Below are 18,857 nucleotides of genomic sequence, written 5' to 3'. Positions count from 1 at the left end.
CAACCTAGCAATCTCATGGGCAAAAACCTTCCTGTATTCCATTTCGGAAAAGACACCCTCACAGCCGGACAGGCCCTGGCCCTGGCCAGGGGAACCCTTAAAGGCGTTTTGGCCCCGGACACCCGGAGCCGCCTTAGAATGGGCGAAACCATCGTACGGAACATCGCAGACGGCAGCCACCCCGTTTATGGGATCAATACCGGGTTTGGCCCGCTTTGCACCACCCGGATATCCCCCGGGGCCACCAGCCAGTTACAGGTCAACATCCTGAAAAGCCACAGCGTAGGGGTAGGTCCCCTGCTGGAACCCGAACTGGTGCGTCTGATGCTGGTCCTCAAAATCCAATCCCTGGCCCAGGGCTACTCCGGGATCCGGGAAAAGACCCTGGACCGCATCCTGTGGCACCTGGAAGAGGATGTCCTGCCGGAAGTCCCTTCCCAGGGGTCCGTGGGTGCCTCCGGAGACCTGGCCCCCCTGGCCCACCTGTTCCTGCCGCTTATCGGGCTGGGACGTGTCCGGTACCATGGAGGCGTGAAACCTGCGGCGGAGGTCCTGGAAGCACACCACTTAAACCCCCTGGAACTCGGGCCCAAAGAAGGTCTGGCCCTGATCAACGGGACCCAGTTTATCGCCGCCCATGCCGTGGCGGTCATTGAGAAAATGTGCGCCTGCCTTTCCCAGGCAGACATCATAGGGGCCATGATGATCGAAGGCCTTCAAGGTTCCGTAAAACCCTTCCACCAGGCCCTGCACCAACTCCGGCCTTATAAAGGCACCCTCCATGTTGCCGAGCGGATCCGAAACTTGCTCCAGGGCAGTGAAATCCTGGAAGACCACATAGACTGCGACCGGGTTCAGGACCCCTATTCCCTGAGGTGCATCCCCCAGGTACACGGGGCTTCCCGCAATGCCTGGCTCCACCTGAAAGAACTCCTGGAAGTGGAGCTGAATGCCGTTACGGACAACCCCGTGATCATAGACCAGGAGCTCTCCATCAGTGGCGGAAACTTCCACGGGCAACCCCTGGCCATGGCCCTGGACTACGCCTGCCTGGCCACATCGGAAATCGGGAATATCTCAGACCGCCGCATTTACCTGGCCCTGGAAGGCAACAATACCGGGTTGCCTACCCTGCTTATGAAGGATACCGGGCTAAACTCGGGATATATGATCCTGCAATACACCTCCGCTGCCCTGGCCAGCGAAAACAAGGGCCTGTGCTTCCCGGCCAGCGCCGACAGCATCCCCACTTCCCTGGGCCAGGAAGACCACGTGAGCATGGGGTCCATTAGCGGGCGTAAGGCCCTGCAGGTCCTGGGCAATGTGGAGAAGATCCTGGCCATCGAATTGCTGACCGCAGCCCAGGCCTTCGAGTTCCGCAAACCCCTTAAATCGGGGTGGTTACTGGAACAGGCCCACGCCCTGGTGCGTTCCCGGGTCACTTTCGCGAAAGAGGACCGGATTTTTGCAGAAGATATCGAAGTAGGGTTGGAGCTGATCCGCTCCGGGGCACTCATCCGGCTTATAGACAAGACGGCCGCACGGGGAGACCAATCCCTGGCCACGGCCTTCGACCCCTTGTTTGAAACCTATTAACCTGTTGCCATGACCCATAAACCCTTCCTGATAGGACCCTTTACCCAAATCCTGACCCTGGCCGGCCTTCCCTTAAAAGGGGCCCTGAAGGACGACCAACTGGAATGCCTGGCACATGCCGGCATCCGGGTTCGCGCCGGGGTGATCGAAGCCGTGGGGCCCTTTACCCCTATGGAAAAGCAAGCCCTAAGGGAAGGGCTGGAAGTCATACAGATCACGGAAAAAGCCGTGGTCGCCCCCGGTTGGGTCGATGCCCATACCCATACCTGCTTTGCGGGTAGCCGCGCCAGGGATTACGCCTTGCGCAACAGCGGCAGTACTTACCTCGAAATTGCAGCGACCGGAGGGGGCATCTGGGACACGGTCCGGCAAACCCGAAAAGCCCCGGAGTCCTCCCTGGAAGACCGCATCGTGGAACGCTGCCGGAAATTCGCGGCAGACGGGGTCACCACCCTGGAGATCAAAAGCGGCTATGGCCTACATTCGGAAGGGGAGCTCAAAATGCTTCGCGCTATTGAGAAGGCGGGTCGCAGGACGGGGCAGGACCTGGTGGCCACCTGCCTGGCCGCCCATATGGTTCCGCGCGATTTCAGCGGCACCCCGGAGGCCTATCTGGACTCCCTGGTAAACGACCTGCTACCGGTTGTGAAATCGGAAGGGTTGGCACCCCGGGTGGATATCTTCGTGGAAGAAAGCGCCTTTACCCCGGACCAGGCCCTGGCCTACCTGAAAAAAGCCGCTGCCATGGGGTTTGACCTTACCGTACACGCAGACCAGTTCACCACCGGTGGGAGCCGGGTGGCCATCCAAAGCGGGGCGCGCAGTGCCGACCATCTGGAAGCCAGCGGCCCGAAAGAAGTACAGGCATTGGCCGAAAGCGGGGTCATCGCCGTGGCCCTGCCCGGCGCCAGCCTCGGACTGGGTTGCGGCTACACCCCTGCCCGGGCCCTGCTCGATGCCGGGGCTGCCCTGGCAATAGCCAGCGACTACAACCCGGGCTCCGCCCCTATGGGAGACCTCATCGCCCAGGCCTCCATCCTCGGGGCATCCGAAAAACTCAGCAATGCGGAAGTCCTGGCCGGGGTAACCTTCCGCGCCGCGGCAGCCCTGGGCCTGACAGACCGGGGAACCCTTGCCCCCGGCAGCCGGGCCGATTTTAACATCTATCACACCGAACACTATAACGAAATCACCTACCACCAGGGACAGCTCAAGCCCCATTCGGTCTGGAAAGACGGGCGCTCTATCCTGGAGGCTAAAGCCGAAGGTCATGACTGATACCGCAACCCTGTCACATTTCCAGGACGCCATTAGGCAAGGCATCCCTGCCGAACTGCCCCCTGCAAAACCGAGGGACCCCCATGTTTCCCATGCCCCAAGACGAAAGGATATCCTCAGCCTGGAAGAGAAAAAACTGGCCCTGCGCAACGCACTCCGGTATTTCCCAGGCAGCTGGCATGCGGAGTTAGCACGGGAGTTTAAAGAAGAACTGGAGGCTTATGGCCGGATTTATATGTACCGGTTTAAACCCGACTACCCCCTCTATGCCCGGCCCATATCCCATTACCCGGCCAAAACCAGGGAGGCAGCTGCCATAATGCTGATGATCCAGAACAACCTGGACCCGGCCGTGGCCCAGCATCCCGACGAGCTGATCACATACGGCGGCAACGGGGCGGTTTTCCAGAACTGGGTGCAGTACCTGCTTACCATTCAATACCTCAGCAAGATGGAGGAGGACCAAACCCTGCATATGTATTCCGGCCACCCGATGGGGCTTTTCCCGTCCAGCCCCTGGGCCCCACGGGTGGTGGTCACCAATGGGATGATGATCCCCAACTATTCCTCCCAGGACCACTGGGAGCGCTTCAATGCCCTTGGGGTTACCCAGTACGGGCAGATGACCGCTGGCTCATATATGTATATCGGGCCCCAGGGCATTGTTCACGGCACTACCATTACGGTCCTTAATGCGTTTCGAAGGGTACTGCCCGGGGAATCGGATTTTGGGGGACGCGTTTTCTTAACGGCCGGCCTGGGGGGTATGAGCGGGGCACAGCCCAAGGCGGGCAACATTGCCGGCTGCGTAACCGTATGTGCCGAAATCAACCCGGCTGCTGCGCGAAAACGACACGAGCAGGGCTGGGTAGATGAACTCCTGGAAGACCTGGAAGACCTGGTACAACGGACCCGCAAGGCCATTGACGGGAAGGAAGTGGTTTCCCTCGCCTTCCTGGGCAATGTGGTGGACGTCTGGGAAGCCTTCGCCCAGGCGGAAATCCCGGTGACCCTCGGCAGCGACCAGACCTCCCTGCACAACCCCTGGGCCGGGGGCTATTACCCTGCCGGCCTTAGCTTTGACGAGGCCAACCGGATGATGGCCGAAGACCCGGAGCGCTTCCGGGAGGCGGTACAGGCCTCTTTGCGGCGGCACGCGGCTGCCATAAACCTCCACACGGCCAAGGGGACGTATTTCTTTGACTACGGGAATGCCTTCCTGCTGGAAGCCTCCCGCGCAGGGGCCGAGGTCATGGCGGCCAACGGTACCGATTTCCGGTATCCTTCCTACGTACAGGACATTCTCGGACCGCTTTGTTTCGATTATGGGTTTGGGCCTTTCCGTTGGGTATGCGCCTCAGGCAAACCGGAGGACCTCCGCCTCACCGACCGCATTGCACTGGAAGTGATGCGCGAGCAGCAGGGCGCAGCACCCCTGGAAATTCGCGGCCAGCTCAACGACAATATCCGATGGATTGAACAGGCCGAAGAAAACCGATTGGTAGTGGGTTCCCAGGCGCGGATCCTCTACGCAGATGCCGAAGGTCGCATAGCCATTGCGCGGGCGTTTAACCGGGCCATTTCGGAAGGTGTGATATCCGCCCCGGTCATCCTGGGGAGGGACCACCACGACGTAAGCGGAACGGACAGCCCTTACAGGGAAACCAGCAACATCCGGGACGGGAGCCAGTTTACCGCAGATATGGCCATCCACAATGTGCTGGGCGACAGTTTTCGCGGAGCCACCTGGGTTTCCATCCACAACGGTGGAGGTGTGGGTTGGGGCGAGGTAATCAACGGCGGGTTCGGGTTGGTACTGGATGGTTCCGATACTGCCCTGAGGCGGCTGGAATCCATGCTCTTTTTTGATGTCAATAACGGGATTGCCCGTCGCAGCTGGGCCCGGAACCCGGAGGCCATGCGCGCCATGGAAAGGGAGCTGGGACGCAGCCCCGGACTGGACGTAAAACTCCCCGCCTGCGTAGAAGACCAAATCCTCAACGAAGCCTACCCGGCAAAACCCTGAATACTCATGAAATACGAAAAACCCATTGCCGGATGGTGGACCGGACGGACTACAGAGCAACGGGACTACCTCTATCAGCACATCCGCCTGCTGGACCTACAGGACCAGAAGACCGGAGTCCAGGACCAGCGGTCGCCTGCCCTGCTGGGGTACAGCTGCGATATTGGCGTACACCGGAACCAGGGCCGGGTTGGCGCGGCCGGGGGCCCGAATGCCATCCGTGCAGCCCTCGGTAAGTTACCTGCCCTTTCCGGTGGCCCGGCCCTTTGGACCGACGCCGGCAACCTCCTCCCAGCCCCGGACATGGAATCGGCCCAGCGCGGATTTGCAAAATCTGTCTCCCAATTGCTTCGTTTGGGGTATTTCCCCATTGGCCTGGGGGGTGGTCACGATATGGCCTTTGCCCACTTCCAGGGCCTGGTGGACTTCCTGCCCGCGGGCACCCGGTTAGGCATGGTTAACTTCGATGCGCATTTTGACCTGAGACGCCCCCTTCCCCTGCCCCATTCCGGCAGCCCGTATTTCCAGATGGCAGAGGCCTGCAAGGAGCACGCCATGTCCTTCCGCTATGCCTGCATAGGAGCCCGCCCGGACGCCAATACCCAGGAGCTCTGGGACCGTGCCCGGGAATGGGAGGTTCTGGTCGTGGAACGCGCGCAGATGGGAGGGACCTATCAGAAGGACGTCATCCGCAAACTCCGCGCATTTTGCGAAGGTCTGGACGCCCTCTACATCAGCATTGACCTGGATGGGTTCTCGTCTGCCTTTGCCCCCGGGGTAAGTGCAGCTTCGCCCATGGGGTATGCCCCGGAAGACCTCTTGCCCCTTCTGGGCTGGCTTCTGGATTCCGGGAAGGTGATCAGCATGGATCTGGCCGAATGCAACCCTGGGTTGGACCGGGATGGCCAGACTGCGAGGCTCGCTGCCAGCCTGATCCATTTTTCGGCTCACCGGCCAGGGTTATTCTAGCCAGGACTTGTAGTATTTCCCATCGTCCAGGTCCAGGGCGGCCTGGGTGAGCATCAGGGGTTTAAAGGTATCTACCATCACGGCGAGTTCCGCAGTCCCTTTTTTGCCGATACTGCCTTCGTAAGTACCTGGGTGCGGGCCATGGGGGATCCCCGCAGGGTGAAGGGAAATATACCCCTTGTCGATACCTTTACGGCTCATAAAATCACCATCCACGTAATACAGGACCTCATCCGAGTCGATATTGGAGTGGTTATAGGGCGCCGGGATAGCTTCAGGGTGGTAATCGTATAGCCTGGGCACAAAGGAACAAACCACAAAAGCGGAGGTCTCAAAGGTCTGATGCACGGGAGGCGGCTGGTGCACGCGCCCCGTAATGGGCTCAAAATCGTGGATGGAAAACCCGTAAGGGTAGTTGTACCCGTCCCACCCTACAACATCGAAGGGGTGGGTAGCGTAGACCAGGTGGTGGAGTTTCCCCTGTTTTTTGACCTTGATTAGGAAATCGCCCTTTTCATCCCAGGCTTCCAGATCTCGGGGGAGTTTGAAATCCCGCTCACAAAACGGGCTGTGTTCCAAGTGCTGCCCAAACCAGTTCCGGTAGCGCTTGGGCGTATAAATGGGGTGGTAGGATTCTACCACCAGCAGGCGGTTCTCCGGCCCGTCGAAGTGGATCTGGTAAATCATACCCCTTGGGATAAGCAGGTAATCCCCATATTCGAAGGGGATCTGCCCCATAAAAGTCTTGAGTACGCCGGAACCCTGGTGGACGAAGAGCAACTCATCCGCATCTGCGTTCTTGTAAAAGTATTCGGTCTGGGATTTCCGGGGAGCTGCCAGCCCTACATGGACATCCGAATTGAAGAGGACTACTTTGCGGCTGTCCAGATAATCGTCTGTTGGGGTCAGCTCCAGACCCTTCAACAGGCGGGAATGCATATTGTGTGACACGGCAGCCCTGGGGCTTACATCCAGGGCATCCAGTACTTCCTTTACCTGGGTAGGCCGGTGCAGGTGGTAGAGCAGGGAAGACATCCCGTCAAAACCGATGGTCCCGAAGAGCTGTTCGTAATGCAGGCTCCCGTCGGCCTTTCGGAAAGTGGTGTGGCGTTTATGGGGGATCTTCCCCAGCTTGTGGTACAATGGCATTTGTTCGGATTTTTTCCACCTTAAAAATACGACAAATTTCAGGGTTCCCCGAAGGGAGATTGCAGGGAAAGGGGTTAGGTTGTTGGCGGGGGCAGGGCAGGATGCCCCGGGGGCGTGGGCCAGCCAACTCCGAAGCATGAATCGCTCCTCCAAACACGGCCCTTTTTACCAAACAGCCCACTCCGAAAGAACTGAAGGCCCAGGAAAAATGGGATTGACTCAGGCCTTTACAACATGTCCGAAACAAAAAAAGCCTCCCGAAACGGAAAGCCTTTCATTGGAAGCGACCTTTCGGCCGCTGACCTTGGTTCCCTGTTATGGGAACACAACACAACACGGCAAAGATAAAAAAGCTTTTCAAAAGTTCCTCATCCCAGGGGCAGAATTGCACTACAACTCCGGTCCGCCAACCGTTGTTGTGATTCGGTCAACGGCCCGGTCCCTCCGTTATGACGCCCATCCCCCCTATCCGATGAATACCCTGTTTTTGGGATTATCGATACTTACCCCGGCATTGGTCGATACTCCAAGGTCCTTCATCCCACGGTAGGGGTATTTCCGGAAAGGTGCAGTTATTTTTGATAGACACCCCAAACGCATGAAAAATAACGTTGTCCTTATATTTCTGCTTATGATAACCCTAACGGGTTGCCAGAAACCAGAAGCGGCCACTCCGGAAGGAACCTCAGACTCCTTTGCCGCCCAGAAAGGGCAACCGGTAGACACCCTTAAAGCAGCCCTGAGCTGGGTAGCATCCCTGCAGGGCCCTGCCGGCCTGCTGGAAAGCGCCGAACAAACCTCCTTTGTTTCCCTGTACGACAATGCCCTGGCGGCCATCCTTTACACCAAAACCGGACAACCTGACCTGGCACGGGGGATCTTCGATTATTACAAAAACACCCTGGAGTCCGAATTCGCCGCTACCGGCGGGGGGTTCTACCAGTTCCGGAACCTGGCCGGGGCCGAGCCCTCCCGCATTTGGCTCGGGGATAATGCCTGGCTGCTACTGGCCCTGAGGCAATACAGAGAGACCTTTACGGACTCGCGGTACGACACCGTTATCCTGGCCCTGGATACCTGGATCCGCAGCCTTCAGGAACCCGATGGGGGGTTGCGCAGTGGCTTTAATGCGGATGGCACCCCTATAGTCAGGGTAACCGAGGGCATGATTACCGCCTACCAGGCTGTTGCGGGCTATGATACCTTCCACGAGTCCCTGGCAAACTACCTGCGCACCCATCGCTGGGATGCCGAGGCAGAGGGCTTCCTGGCCGAAGCCCCGTCTTCCCGGTACGCCCAGGCCCTCGATTTGTATTCCCTCGCCGCCTTAATCTGGCCGGAAAACGCTACGGGATTCCTTTCCCGTGCCCAGCAATTCCAGACCGAACAATGGCATTATATGAACAACGCCATGATTTCCGGCTATTGCTTTGACCTGGACCTCGATGTGGTCTGGTTGGAGGGAACAGCTCAAATCGCCGTTGCCCAGAACGAGATGGAGATGGGCACTACCTACCGCACCACCCTTCGGAGCCTGGATGCCTCCATGATACAGGGTCTTGAGGACTCCAATACCCTGGGGTTGCCCTACAGTACCAACCCCGGAAGTTCCTACGGGGCAGTGGCCCTTTGGGACCATGCCCACACCAAACCCTGCCTTTCCGCCACTGCGTGGTACCTCTTTGCCCGCCTGGGGATTAATCCCATCCAGCCCAAAGACCCCAGCAAGCCTTCTGGCTCCCCCATGCTCTAGGCCAGGATTATCGTTCCTTTAACACCCGGCCGGGCAGGCATTGCGTATTTTTAAAACAAAAATGAAAATTTCCGCTATGACCTGGGTGGGGCTCACCACCCTCTTCCTGGTACTCCTTACCATTGCAGCTACCATGGGCTACGCCTTCCACTGGATATTCTGGGCCACTGTGCTCGGGCAGGCCATGGTTGTCTTTATGGTTTACAGGGTCCTGACGGACCACTACCATACCGATAAAACCTTCGAGGACTTCTATGAGGACTACCCGATTGGGAAACAGGAGGAATTGCTGCGTTAAATACAGGCCGGGGGTAGTACTAACAGGGGAACCCGGGTATGGAAGGCCACGCGTTTGACTACGGGCTCGCGCAGGAGTTCTTCCAGGGGGCTATGCTCATTGCGCACCATAACCAGGAGGTCTACCCCGGAATCCGTGATATAGTTTTCAATAACCTGGGATTTTGCTGCTTCGGGAGCCATCCAACACAAGGTGGGTTGCAGGGTGTCTAGTTCCTGGAACAACCGATCCCGGTGAAAATCCTGGAGGTCGGACTGGTATTCCGGTTTGCCGATATGCATCACTTCCAGCTCGGACCCGAACCGCTCGGCGAAATAAAAGAGGAGTTCCAGCTGGCGTACCGAATAGGGTCGGTTAAAATCCGTTACAAAACCTATCTTCCTGGGGATGCGAAATTCTGCCTCCCGGGGTACGGCCAGTACCGGGGTGTCGGAAGCGGCCCGAAGCATCCTGACGGTATTGCTACCCAGGAAGACTTCCCTAAGCCCGCTGGCACCGGAAGTGCCGGAAACAATCAAGTCTATATTCCGAAGTTCCACCTGTTGGCGGATTTCCTCTGTTAGCAGGTTAAAGGATGCAGTGGTGGTAAACGTAAACCGGGCTGCGGCATCGTCCTGGTTCAATTCATCTACCAGGTGTTCGAGGCCGTCCCGGGAAAACCGTTCCATCTGGTCTTCCTCAAAGGGTGAGTTCTGGGCCACCGCCATCACGCGGCTGTGCACAAAGTCCGGGGTATAGGTATTAAGGAAGTGGACGGTGCATGGAGCCTCGCGGAAAAACCCAAGGGCATACTCAGTGGCGTTTCGGGCGGTATCCGAAAAGTCGGTCGGGATGAGAAGATGTTCGATTTCCATGGCGTATGCCGGCTAACATGGGGTAAATATAGCCGTGGCAGGCGCCGTAAATAATGATAATGGTCAGGTTTGGTATTTTTTTTAAACCGGCCTAAAAACCTTCAGCCAGGTCCCTGAGCTTCCGCTCATCGGTAATGGCCATCCGTTTTCCAGAGGTTTCAATATACCCTTTGGAGCGGAATTCGGAGAGGATGCGGATGCAGGACTCGGTGGCCGTACCCACCACATTGGCGATATCCTCCCGGGAAAGCACCAGGGCCAGGAATCCCTCGCTGTCTTCCCCGAAGTTGGTCTTGAGATACAACAAGGCTTCTGCAATACGTTGTTTGACGGTCTTCTGGGACATGTTTACAATAACGTCGTCCGCCTCGCGAAGGTCGTGCGCCATATGCCTGAGGACCTCAAAGGTGAAGTCCGGGTTTTTGTGGAGGGTGCTGACAATGGCTTCCTTGGGAATAAAGCAGACTTCCATATCGCTTACAGCCTTGGCACTGAGGTTTGAAGTCTCCTCTGCCACTACCGAGCGCTGGCCGATAACCTCGCCCTTGGTAGCGAGCTTTACAATCTGGTCTTTGCCGTTGGAACTGAGCTTGGACAGTTTGGAGACCCCTGCCCTTACGCAAAAGACGCCGTTCAGCTTCTCGCCTTCCTCAAAAAGCGGGTCGCCCTTTTTTAAGGACTTGGTGATCTTTGCATCGGAAACAGCCTTGAGTTCCTCCTTACTCATAGCTCTCAGGGCGTTGAACTTCCTGACAATGCAATTTTCGCAACGATGTTCTTCCATACCCGAAAAAAAACCTATGTAAATGTAGCCAAATTTGAACATTTCTGAAAGTTGACAGATGTCATCTTTTGCCTTTTTGACAAATTCGATTTTTGCAGGGGTATTGACAAACCCTTAACTTAGGAGGTAACAACTAACCAGAATGGAAGGAAGCTCTTGCTTTCACTGCGGCGACCCCTGTGGCAATCAGGCCGTGCAGTACGATGAAAAGGATTTTTGCTGTGCCGGCTGCAAAACGGTCTACCAAATCCTGCACGACCACCAACTGGATTATTACTACGAGCTGGAGGGTGCGGCAGGGAGTTCCCCCCGGGCCATCGAAGGGAAATTCGATTTCCTGGACGACCCGGACATCGCCGGCCGCCTGCTCGATTTTCAGGACACCAGCCACCAGGTAATCACCCTGAATATCCCGCACATCCACTGCAGCTCCTGCATCTGGATCCTGGAAAACCTGCACAAGCTTAACCCCGGGGTACTCTCCAGCCAGGTCGATTTCCCCAGGAAAGAAGCACGGGTACATTTTAACCCGGAGAAGATCGGGTTAAAGCATTTGGTGCAGCTCCTGGCCGCCATCGGGTACGAGCCCTCCATCACCCTGGAACACTACAGCGGAAGAGACCAGAAAAAGGACCGCCGACTCATCTACCAACTCGGCATTGCGGGCTTTGCCTTTGGCAATATCATGTTCCTGTCCTTCCCGGAATATTTCGAAACCGGGGAATACTGGATTGAGCAGTACAAGGGGTTTTTCAGGTGGCTCATGTTTGCCCTCTCCCTCCCCGTGGTTATCTACTCTGCCTCAGGCTACATGAAGGCCGCCTATAAAGGGCTGCGCAGCCGGATACTGAACATCGATGTGCCCATTGCCCTGGGTATTGCCGTGCTCTTTATCCGCAGTACGGTGGAAATCGCCTTCGACTGGGGAAGTGGCTTTTTTGACAGCCTCACAGGGCTGGTGTTCTTTTTGCTCCTCGGCAAATATTTCCAGCAGCGCACCTATTCCTATCTGTCCTTCGAGCGGGATTACCGCTCCTATTTTCCCATAGCCGTCACCCGGCTGATCTCCGGAAGGGAAGAGAACGTTCCCGTTTACGAGGTGGAGACCGGAGACCGCCTGCTGATCCGCAGCCAATCCCTCATCCCGGCCGATGCCATCCTGATCCGCGGGAGTGCAGAGATCGACTACAGCTTCGTTACCGGGGAGGCACGCCCGGTGGTCAAGGCCTCCGGCGAGAAAATCTATGCCGGCGGCAAACAACTCGGGGGGCCTATTGAGGTGGAGGTACTCAAACCCGTTTCTCAGAGTTACCTGACCGAACTCTGGAGCGACAGCGCCTTTTCAAAAGGGCACCGCTCAGCCTTCCGCAACCTGACAGACCGTATTGGCAAGCGCTTTACCCTGGCCGTGATCACCATTGCCGCCGTGGCCGCCGCCACCTGGCTTTGGATAGACCCTTCCCGCTCCCTGGATGTTCTTACCGCGGTCCTGATCATCGCCTGCCCCTGTGCCATTGCCCTGGCCGCGCCCTTTACCCTGGGGAACCTCCTGCGCATTTTCGGCCGCAAGGGGTTTTATGTCAAGGATACAGACGCCCTGGAGCGGATGGCCCAGGCAGACACCCTGATCTTCGACAAGACCGGTACCATCAGTACCGCCCAGCAAAACAGCATTACCTATAACGGGATAGAATTAAGCGAGGAGGAAGCCGGGGCCCTCAAAAACCTGCTGCGCGCCTCGGGCCACCCCCTGAGCCAGGCCTTGTACCGGGAACTGGAACCCTTCCGCATCGTCCCCCTGGACCATTTCGAAGAACACCTGGGGATGGGGCTGGAAGGCAGCGCCATGGGGCAATCCCTCCGGGTAGGCTCACGCCGGTTTGTAAAAGGGGGCAGCAACTCGGAAGGCGAAGGTACGGAAGTACATGTCAGCGCGAATGACGACTACAAAGGGTGCTTCGTGATCCGCAACAAATACCGCGACGGCGCCGGCCCCTTGTTCGAAAGGCTTAGGGAACGCTACAGCCTGGCAGTCCTTTCCGGAGACAACAACGCAGAGCAGGAGGCGCTCGAAAGCCTTTTGCCACCGCTGACCCCCATGTACTTCAACCAATCCCCCCGGGAAAAACTGCATTTTGTCAGGGAATTGCAACAGGAAGGAAAGCAGGTGGCCATGGTTGGCGACGGGCTGAACGATGCCGGGGCGCTGGCCCAGAGCCATGTAGGGATTGCAATCTCCGAAGATGCCCATTTGTTCACCCCGGCCTGCGACGCCATCCTGGACCACCGGCAGTTCCCGCAGCTGGACCGTTTTCTGCAGGTTTCGCGCAAAGGGATGCAGGTTATCCGCGTGAGTTTTGCGCTGTCCCTGCTCTACAACCTGGCAGGGCTGTATTTTGCCGTAACCGGCCAGTTGGAACCCGTTATAGCCGCCATCCTGATGCCGCTGAGCTCCATTAGCATCGTGGCCTTTACAACCGCCGCCAGCAATTGGGTTAGCCGTAAACTGGAGTAATAGAAATGAATCACAGAAAGACTGATATATATCATATTTTGACGGAAGGCTTCCGTATAGTTTTACACCTAAATTTCGTAAGGGTATGAGCGTAATTTATATGTTGTTGGCTATCAGCCTATTGGTAGCCCTGGTTTTCTTTGCCGCCTTTGTCTTCTCGGTGCGCAATGGCCAGTTCGACGACGCGTATACCCCTTCGGTACGCATGTTATTCGAAGACGAAGTGGTGAAGGACAAAGGGGAAGTCCCGTCTGCCGAACCCTCAGAACAATCCAACTAAATTCGCTTTTATGGAAGTCCAACAGTTTCATTACGACAACAAAATTGTGCAGAAGTTCCTGTACGCCACCCTACTCTGGGGCGTGGTGGGTATGCTGGTAGGTTTGCTTCTCGCCTTTATGTTCCTGTTCCCGAACCTAACCGACGGGATTTCGTGGTTGAGTTTTGGCCGCCTCCGACCGCTGCACACCAACGCGGTGATTTTTGCATTCGTGGGCAACGCCATGTTTGCCGGGGTGTACTATTCCACCCAGCGCCTGCTTAAGGCCCGTATGTTCAACGACGTGTTGAGCAACATCAACTTCTGGGGCTGGCAGCTCATTATTGTATCGGCTGCCCTGACCCTTCCCCTGGGGTACACCACCTCCAAGGAATATGCAGAACTGGAGTGGCCCATAGACATCGCAATAGCCGTGGTATGGGTGGTTTTCGCCTGGAACTTCATAGGGACCCTGCTGAAGCGGCGCCAACGCCACTTCTACGTGGCCATCTGGTTCTACCTGGCCACCATTATTACCGTGGCGGTCCTCCATATTTTTAACAGCCTGGAATTGCCGGTCAGCGCCCTGAAGAGCTATTCGGTTTACGCAGGGGTACAGGATGCCCTGGTGCAATGGTGGTATGGCCACAATGCGGTGGCCTTCTTCCTGACCACTCCCTTTCTGGGGCTCATGTATTACTTTGTACCCAAGGCGGCTAACCGGCCGGTTTACTCCTACCGCCTTTCCATTGTCCACTTCTGGTCTTTGATCTTTATCTATATCTGGGCCGGGCCGCACCACTTGCTGTATTCCGCCCTTCCGGACTGGGCACAGAACCTGGGTGTTGTTTTCTCCGTCATGCTGATCGCCCCTTCCTGGGGAGGTATGATCAACGGATTGCTTACCCTCAGGGGTGCCTGGGATAAGGTTCGGACCAACCCCGTCCTGAAGTTTATGGTAGTCGCCATTACCGGTTACGGTATGGCCACTTTCGAAGGGCCCATGCTTTCCCTGAAGAACGTGAACGCCATTGCGCACTTCAGCGACTGGATTATTGCCCACGTACACGTTGGGGCACTGGCCTGGAATGGGTTCCTGACTTTCGGGATGGTATACTGGCTCATCCCCAAAATGTTCAAGACCCGCCTGCACTCTGTTCCCCTGGCCAATTTCCACTTCTGGATCGGCACCCTGGGTATCGTGCTCTACGCCCTGCCCATGTACGTGTCCGGATTTACCCAGGCCCTTATGTGGAAAGATTTCAACCCGGATGGCACCCTGGTGTACGGTAACTTCCTGGAAACTGTCAACGAAATCCTCCCGATGTACTGGATGCGTGCCATTGGTGGTACTATGTACCTGATCGGGATGTTCGTGATGCTCTACAACATTATTGCCACAGTTCGCTCCGGTAGTGGGGTGGAAGACGAACTGGCCGAGGCCCCAGCCCTGGCGCGGGTGAATTCCCGCCGCCAGGCCGGGGAAAAATACCATACCTGGCTGGAGCGCCTGCCCGTGCGCTTTGCAGTGTTAACCACTATTGCCATCCTCATTGGGGGGATCGTCCAGATCATCCCCACCCTGCTGGTGGAGTCCAATATCCCGACCATTACCAGCGTGAAGCCCTATACGCCCCTGGAACTGGAGGGACGTGACCTGTATATCCGCGAGGGCTGCGTGGGCTGCCACTCCCAGATGATCAGACCGTTCCGCAGTGAGGTGGAACGCTACGGGGAATACGCCAAAGCCGGGGAATTTGTATACGACCACCCCTTCCTTTGGGGAAGCAAGCGCACCGGGCCCGACCTGCTGCGCGTGGGAGGCAAGTATTCAGACAGCTGGCACCTGAACCACATGTACGACCCGCAGAGTACCTCCTCCGGCTCCATCATGCCGGCCTACCAGTGGCTGGTGCGCAACGAGCACGACCGCAGCGCGGTACAGGATAAAATGCGGGCCATGGTCACACTTGGGGTGCCCTATACGGATGAGGATATTGCCGGGGCTTTTGAGTCCATGGATGCCCAGGCCGCACAAATTGAGCAAAACCTCTATACCGACCCGGAATTTGCCCGCAGCTATGAAGAGCAGAAGCAATATGCCCGGGACAACGGTGAGGAGTTTATCGAGATGCGTAACCGGGAAATCGTAGCGATGATCGCCTACCTGCAACGCCTGGGTACCGACATCAAAGTAGAACAGAACACGGAGATCGCATCCGAAAAACGCTAAGCCATGCTAAAGTTTGTCAAAGAACATATGGAGACCATCGACGGGGTAGCGACCTACCCCATGATCTCCCTGATTATATTCTTCGTCTTCTTCGTGGTGTTGTTCTGGTGGGTGGCCACTACCTCCAAGCAGCACGTTAAGAAAATGAGCGAACTGCCCTTAGACGATCAACCAACTAAAGCTTCAGACCAATGAGAAATTCAGTACCGTCATGGATCCGGGTTACCGTGCTATTCTTCCTCGTATTCGCGTTGATGGAATACTTTATCGACTCGGGAGAAAAACCCGCATTTATCACCTATCCCATCACGCAGTTCTTCCTGCTGATGGTGCTCCTGTTGCTGATCGCTATAGAACTCATTCTGAAGTCCATCGAGAACATCATGTTCCAGACCCTCTCGGAGGAGGCCAAGGAGCGCTACCTCGCGGCCCAGAGCAAGCCGCGTCAGTGGGCCTGGGGCAAGCGCATCTACGATAAGCTTACCGCAAGTAAACCGATTGAACAGGAGGGCGAGATTGTCCTCGACCACAACTACGACGGCATCAAGGAGCTAGACAACCGGCTCCCGCCGTGGTGGATTTACCTCTTCTACGCCACCATCATCTTCGGTGCCATTTACCTGGTCCGTTTCCACATTATGGGCGATTACACCCAGAAGGAGGAATTCGAGCAGGAAATGGCCGAGGCCCGGCTGGCCGTGGAGGAATACAAGAAAACCGCCAAGGACCTGGTAGATGCCAGTTCGGTGGAATTGCTTACCGAAGCCTCAGACCTGAGTGCAGGGGAAGCCATTTTTACCGGTAACTGTGCCGTTTGCCATAAAGCTGACGGGGGTGGGAGCATTGGCCCCAACCTCACAGACGACTACTGGATCCTCGGGGGAGGCATTAAAAACATCTTCAACACCATTTCGGAAGGTGGCCGGGACGGCAAGGGGATGGTCGCATGGAAGACCACCCTCAAGCCGGGAGAAATTGCCCAGGTCGCCAGTTATGTAGTTAGTTTACACGGAACCAACCCGCCGGACGCCAAGGCTGCGGAAGGGGACCTCTATGAGGACCCTGATGCCCCTGCTATGGGCGAGATGGAAGTGGATTCCACCGCAGCAGAAGCGCCATCGGAAGCCGATGCTGTTGCCCCTGTCGGGGAAGGAGCCGAGCAGTAAGCTCCTGACAGGCCGGGCAGGTTCCGGGAACCCCTGAAGCAACCGAAATTATGGCTGAAGACAAAGATCGATTCAGAGATTCGATCGCGACGATCAATGAAGAAGGCAAACGCGCCTGGGTCTTTCCTAAAAAACCCAGCGGACGGTTTTACACCTACCGGAAATGGGTGAGCTATTTCCTGCTCGCCTTCCTGTTTGCCTCCCCGTTTATTAAAGTAGGCGGAAACCAGTTCCTGATGTTCAACGTCCTGGAGCGGCGTTTTAACATCTTCGGGTTTCCGTTCTGGCCCCAGGATTTCCACCTGTTTGTGATCTCCATGATCATCGGGGTGATTTTTGTGGCCCTGTTTACAGTGGCCTTCGGGCGGATCTTCTGCGGGTGGATGTGCCCCCAGACGATTTTTATGGAGATGGTCTTCCGTAGGATCGAGTACTGGATCGAAGGGGACCGCGGGGCCCAGATGCGACTGGCCAAACAGCCCTGGAATGCGGAGAAAATCCGCAAGCGCGGCCTGAAGCTGGTGGTCTTCTTTGCGATCTCCTTCCTTATTGCCAACATTTTCCTGGCTTACCTGATTAGCAGCGATACCCTTATCCGCTACATTACCGAGGGGCCGGCTGCCCATACCGGAACCCTGGTAGCGCTCCTCATTTTTACGGGAGTCTTCTATTTTGTCTTTGCCTGGTTCCGCGAACAGGTTTGTATCATCGCCTGCCCCTACGGCCGGATGCAGGGCGTCCTGCTCGACAATAAAACCGTGGTGGTCGCCTACGACCACAAACGGGGCGAAGGCAAAAACGGCCGGAAGAAATTCCGGAAAGGCGAAGACCGCCAGGCCCAGGGATACGGAGATTGTATCGATTGTAAGCAATGCGTGCACGTATGTCCTACCGGGATCGATATCCGCAATGGCACCCAGCTGGAGTGTGTGAACTGTACGGCTTGTATAGACGAATGCGACACCATCATGGAACGGGTTGGCCTGCCCAAAGGCCTTATCCGCTATGCCAGCGAGGACGAGATTGTCAAAAAAGAAAAATTTCGCTTTACCCCCCGGATGAAGGGGTACGCGGCCGTGCTGTTTATCCTGACCGGCACCCTGATTGGCATGCTCTTTTTGCGCAACGACCTGGAAGCGACCATCCTCCGCCTGCCGGGGCAGCTCTATGAGCGGAAGGCAGACAACATCATCAGCAATGTATATACCTACAAACTGGTAAACAAAACCAGCGATCCCATCCCCGATATCCGCTTTGAGCTGCTTTCCCACAAGGGAACCCTCAGGATGGTGAAGGGCGATGGGTTTGAGGTGCCCGCCCAGGACCTGAGCGAGGGCACCCTGTTTATAGAAATCAATAACGCGGCCCTCAGCGGGGACAAAGACCAGCTGGAAATAGGGGTGTACAGCGGGGACCGGCTCATCGAGACAGCCAAGACCCGGTTCCTGGCACCAAGGGCTTATAAATAGTAAATATGAAAATCAACTGGGGAACCGGCATCGTACTCGCCTTTGTAGCCTTTATCAGCTTTATCCTGTACTTCGTGTACATCGCCAGCAGCGACCCGAAGGCAGACCACGATATGGTTACCGACGAATATTACCGGAAAGAGTTGAAATACCAGGGAGACCTCGATGCTTCCGCCAACCTGAAAGCCTTTGGGGGCGAAGTGCGCATTGCGCATGTAGATGGCGGCCTTGGCATCCAATTCCCCGAAGGAATGAACCCCTCAGATATAACCGGAACCATGTCCCTTTATAGGCCATCCAACAAGCAATTGGATTTTGTTACCTCCATTACAATTTCCGATACTTTGTTGCTCATACCCGAAAGCCGCTTGGTGGATGGCCGCTGGGACATTCGTCTGGAATGGGAATACCAGGGGAAGCCCTACCTGTACCGGGGCAGGTTTACCTATTGAATATGCTGATTTGAAAAATTGCTAATGTGCTAATTGGATGGTAAACTGATAGGATA

16 protein-coding genes are annotated in these 18,857 nt (G+C 56.5%); 13 read left to right on the top strand and 3 right to left on the bottom strand.

The window, feature by feature from the left end:
• The first annotated feature begins 15 nt into the window (after positions 1–15).
• From hutH to hutG, 4 genes are read left to right on the top strand one after another with little or no spacing between them, the layout of a single operon-like run.
• Positions 16–1,596 carry a histidine ammonia-lyase gene (gene hutH / locus CA832_RS04720; RefSeq protein WP_088340383.1) on the top strand — a complete coding sequence of 527 codons (1,581 nt, stop codon included), beginning with the start codon at positions 16–18 and terminating at the stop codon, positions 1,594–1,596.
• A 9-nt stretch (positions 1,597–1,605) separates the two neighbouring features.
• Positions 1,606–2,874: an imidazolonepropionase gene (gene hutI / locus CA832_RS04715; RefSeq protein WP_088340382.1), complete on the top strand. Its 1,269-nt coding sequence runs from the start codon at positions 1,606–1,608 to the stop codon at positions 2,872–2,874.
• Complete coding sequence (locus CA832_RS04710; RefSeq protein ID WP_088340381.1) at positions 2,867–4,900, top strand: urocanate hydratase; 2,034 nt, start codon at positions 2,867–2,869, stop codon at positions 4,898–4,900. The genes hutI and CA832_RS04710 overlap by 8 nt, the downstream gene beginning before the upstream one ends.
• A 6-nt stretch (positions 4,901–4,906) precedes the next feature.
• The gene (gene hutG / locus CA832_RS04705; RefSeq protein ID WP_088340380.1) at positions 4,907–5,869 is read left to right on the top strand and encodes a formimidoylglutamase; all 963 of its coding nucleotides are present in this window, start codon (positions 4,907–4,909) and stop codon (positions 5,867–5,869) included.
• Here the strand turns inward: hutG and CA832_RS04700 are convergent.
• Positions 5,861–7,018 carry a homogentisate 1,2-dioxygenase gene (locus CA832_RS04700; protein WP_088340760.1) on the bottom strand — a complete coding sequence of 386 codons (1,158 nt, stop codon included), beginning with the start codon at positions 7,016–7,018 and terminating at the stop codon, positions 5,861–5,863. The genes hutG and CA832_RS04700 overlap by 9 nt on opposite strands.
• A 598-nt stretch (positions 7,019–7,616) precedes the next feature.
• Here CA832_RS04700 and CA832_RS04695 point away from each other — a divergent pair.
• Positions 7,617–8,771: a hypothetical protein gene (locus CA832_RS04695; RefSeq protein ID WP_088340379.1), complete on the top strand. Its 1,155-nt coding sequence runs from the start codon at positions 7,617–7,619 to the stop codon at positions 8,769–8,771.
• Positions 8,772–8,832: 61 nt separating this feature from the next.
• Positions 8,833–9,069 carry a hypothetical protein gene (locus CA832_RS04690; RefSeq protein ID WP_088340378.1) on the top strand — a complete coding sequence of 79 codons (237 nt, stop codon included), beginning with the start codon at positions 8,833–8,835 and terminating at the stop codon, positions 9,067–9,069.
• Here the strand turns inward: CA832_RS04690 and CA832_RS04685 are convergent.
• Positions 9,066–9,923 (bottom strand): universal stress protein, encoded by an 858-nt coding sequence (locus CA832_RS04685; RefSeq protein WP_088340377.1) that lies wholly within the window; start codon positions 9,921–9,923, stop codon positions 9,066–9,068. The genes CA832_RS04690 and CA832_RS04685 overlap by 4 nt on opposite strands.
• 91 nt (positions 9,924–10,014) lie before the next feature.
• Entirely contained in the window at positions 10,015–10,650 is a 636-nt protein-coding gene (locus CA832_RS04680; protein ID WP_088340759.1) for a Crp/Fnr family transcriptional regulator, read from the bottom strand.
• Between the two features lie 199 nt (positions 10,651–10,849).
• Here CA832_RS04680 and CA832_RS04675 point away from each other — a divergent pair, with 199 nt between their 5' ends.
• From CA832_RS04675 to CA832_RS04645, 7 genes are all read left to right on the top strand, one after another.
• Entirely contained in the window at positions 10,850–13,222 is a 2,373-nt protein-coding gene (locus CA832_RS04675; RefSeq protein WP_088340376.1) for a heavy metal translocating P-type ATPase, read from the top strand.
• An 85-nt stretch (positions 13,223–13,307) separates the two neighbouring features.
• Positions 13,308–13,502 carry a cbb3-type cytochrome oxidase assembly protein CcoS gene (gene ccoS, locus CA832_RS04670; protein WP_088340375.1) on the top strand — a complete coding sequence of 65 codons (195 nt, stop codon included), beginning with the start codon at positions 13,308–13,310 and terminating at the stop codon, positions 13,500–13,502.
• A gap of 10 nt (positions 13,503–13,512) precedes the next feature.
• Positions 13,513–15,714 carry a cytochrome-c oxidase, cbb3-type subunit I gene (gene ccoN / locus CA832_RS04665; RefSeq protein WP_088340374.1) on the top strand — a complete coding sequence of 734 codons (2,202 nt, stop codon included), beginning with the start codon at positions 13,513–13,515 and terminating at the stop codon, positions 15,712–15,714.
• A gap of 3 nt (positions 15,715–15,717) precedes the next feature.
• On the top strand, positions 15,718–15,909 hold the full coding sequence (locus CA832_RS04660) for a CcoQ/FixQ family Cbb3-type cytochrome c oxidase assembly chaperone (RefSeq protein ID WP_088340373.1): 192 nt from the start codon (positions 15,718–15,720) through the stop codon (positions 15,907–15,909).
• The gene (locus CA832_RS04655; RefSeq protein WP_088340372.1) at positions 15,906–16,880 is read left to right on the top strand and encodes a cbb3-type cytochrome c oxidase N-terminal domain-containing protein; all 975 of its coding nucleotides are present in this window, start codon (positions 15,906–15,908) and stop codon (positions 16,878–16,880) included. The genes CA832_RS04660 and CA832_RS04655 overlap by 4 nt, the downstream gene beginning before the upstream one ends.
• Before the next feature lie 50 nt (positions 16,881–16,930).
• Positions 16,931–18,349 carry a cytochrome c oxidase accessory protein CcoG gene (ccoG, locus tag CA832_RS04650; protein WP_088340371.1) on the top strand — a complete coding sequence of 473 codons (1,419 nt, stop codon included), beginning with the start codon at positions 16,931–16,933 and terminating at the stop codon, positions 18,347–18,349.
• A 5-nt stretch (positions 18,350–18,354) separates the two neighbouring features.
• The gene (locus CA832_RS04645; protein ID WP_088340370.1) at positions 18,355–18,801 is read left to right on the top strand and encodes a FixH family protein; all 447 of its coding nucleotides are present in this window, start codon (positions 18,355–18,357) and stop codon (positions 18,799–18,801) included.
• Positions 18,802–18,857: the final 56 nt, after the last annotated feature.

Origin of the sequence: Robiginitalea sediminis (genome assembly GCF_002198115.1) — a bacterium.
In the GTDB taxonomy this organism is placed as follows: domain Bacteria; phylum Bacteroidota; class Bacteroidia; order Flavobacteriales; family Flavobacteriaceae; genus Robiginitalea; species Robiginitalea sediminis.
The sequence above is the reverse complement of the archived record's forward strand: the minus strand, read 5'-3'. Positions and strand labels throughout refer to the sequence as shown.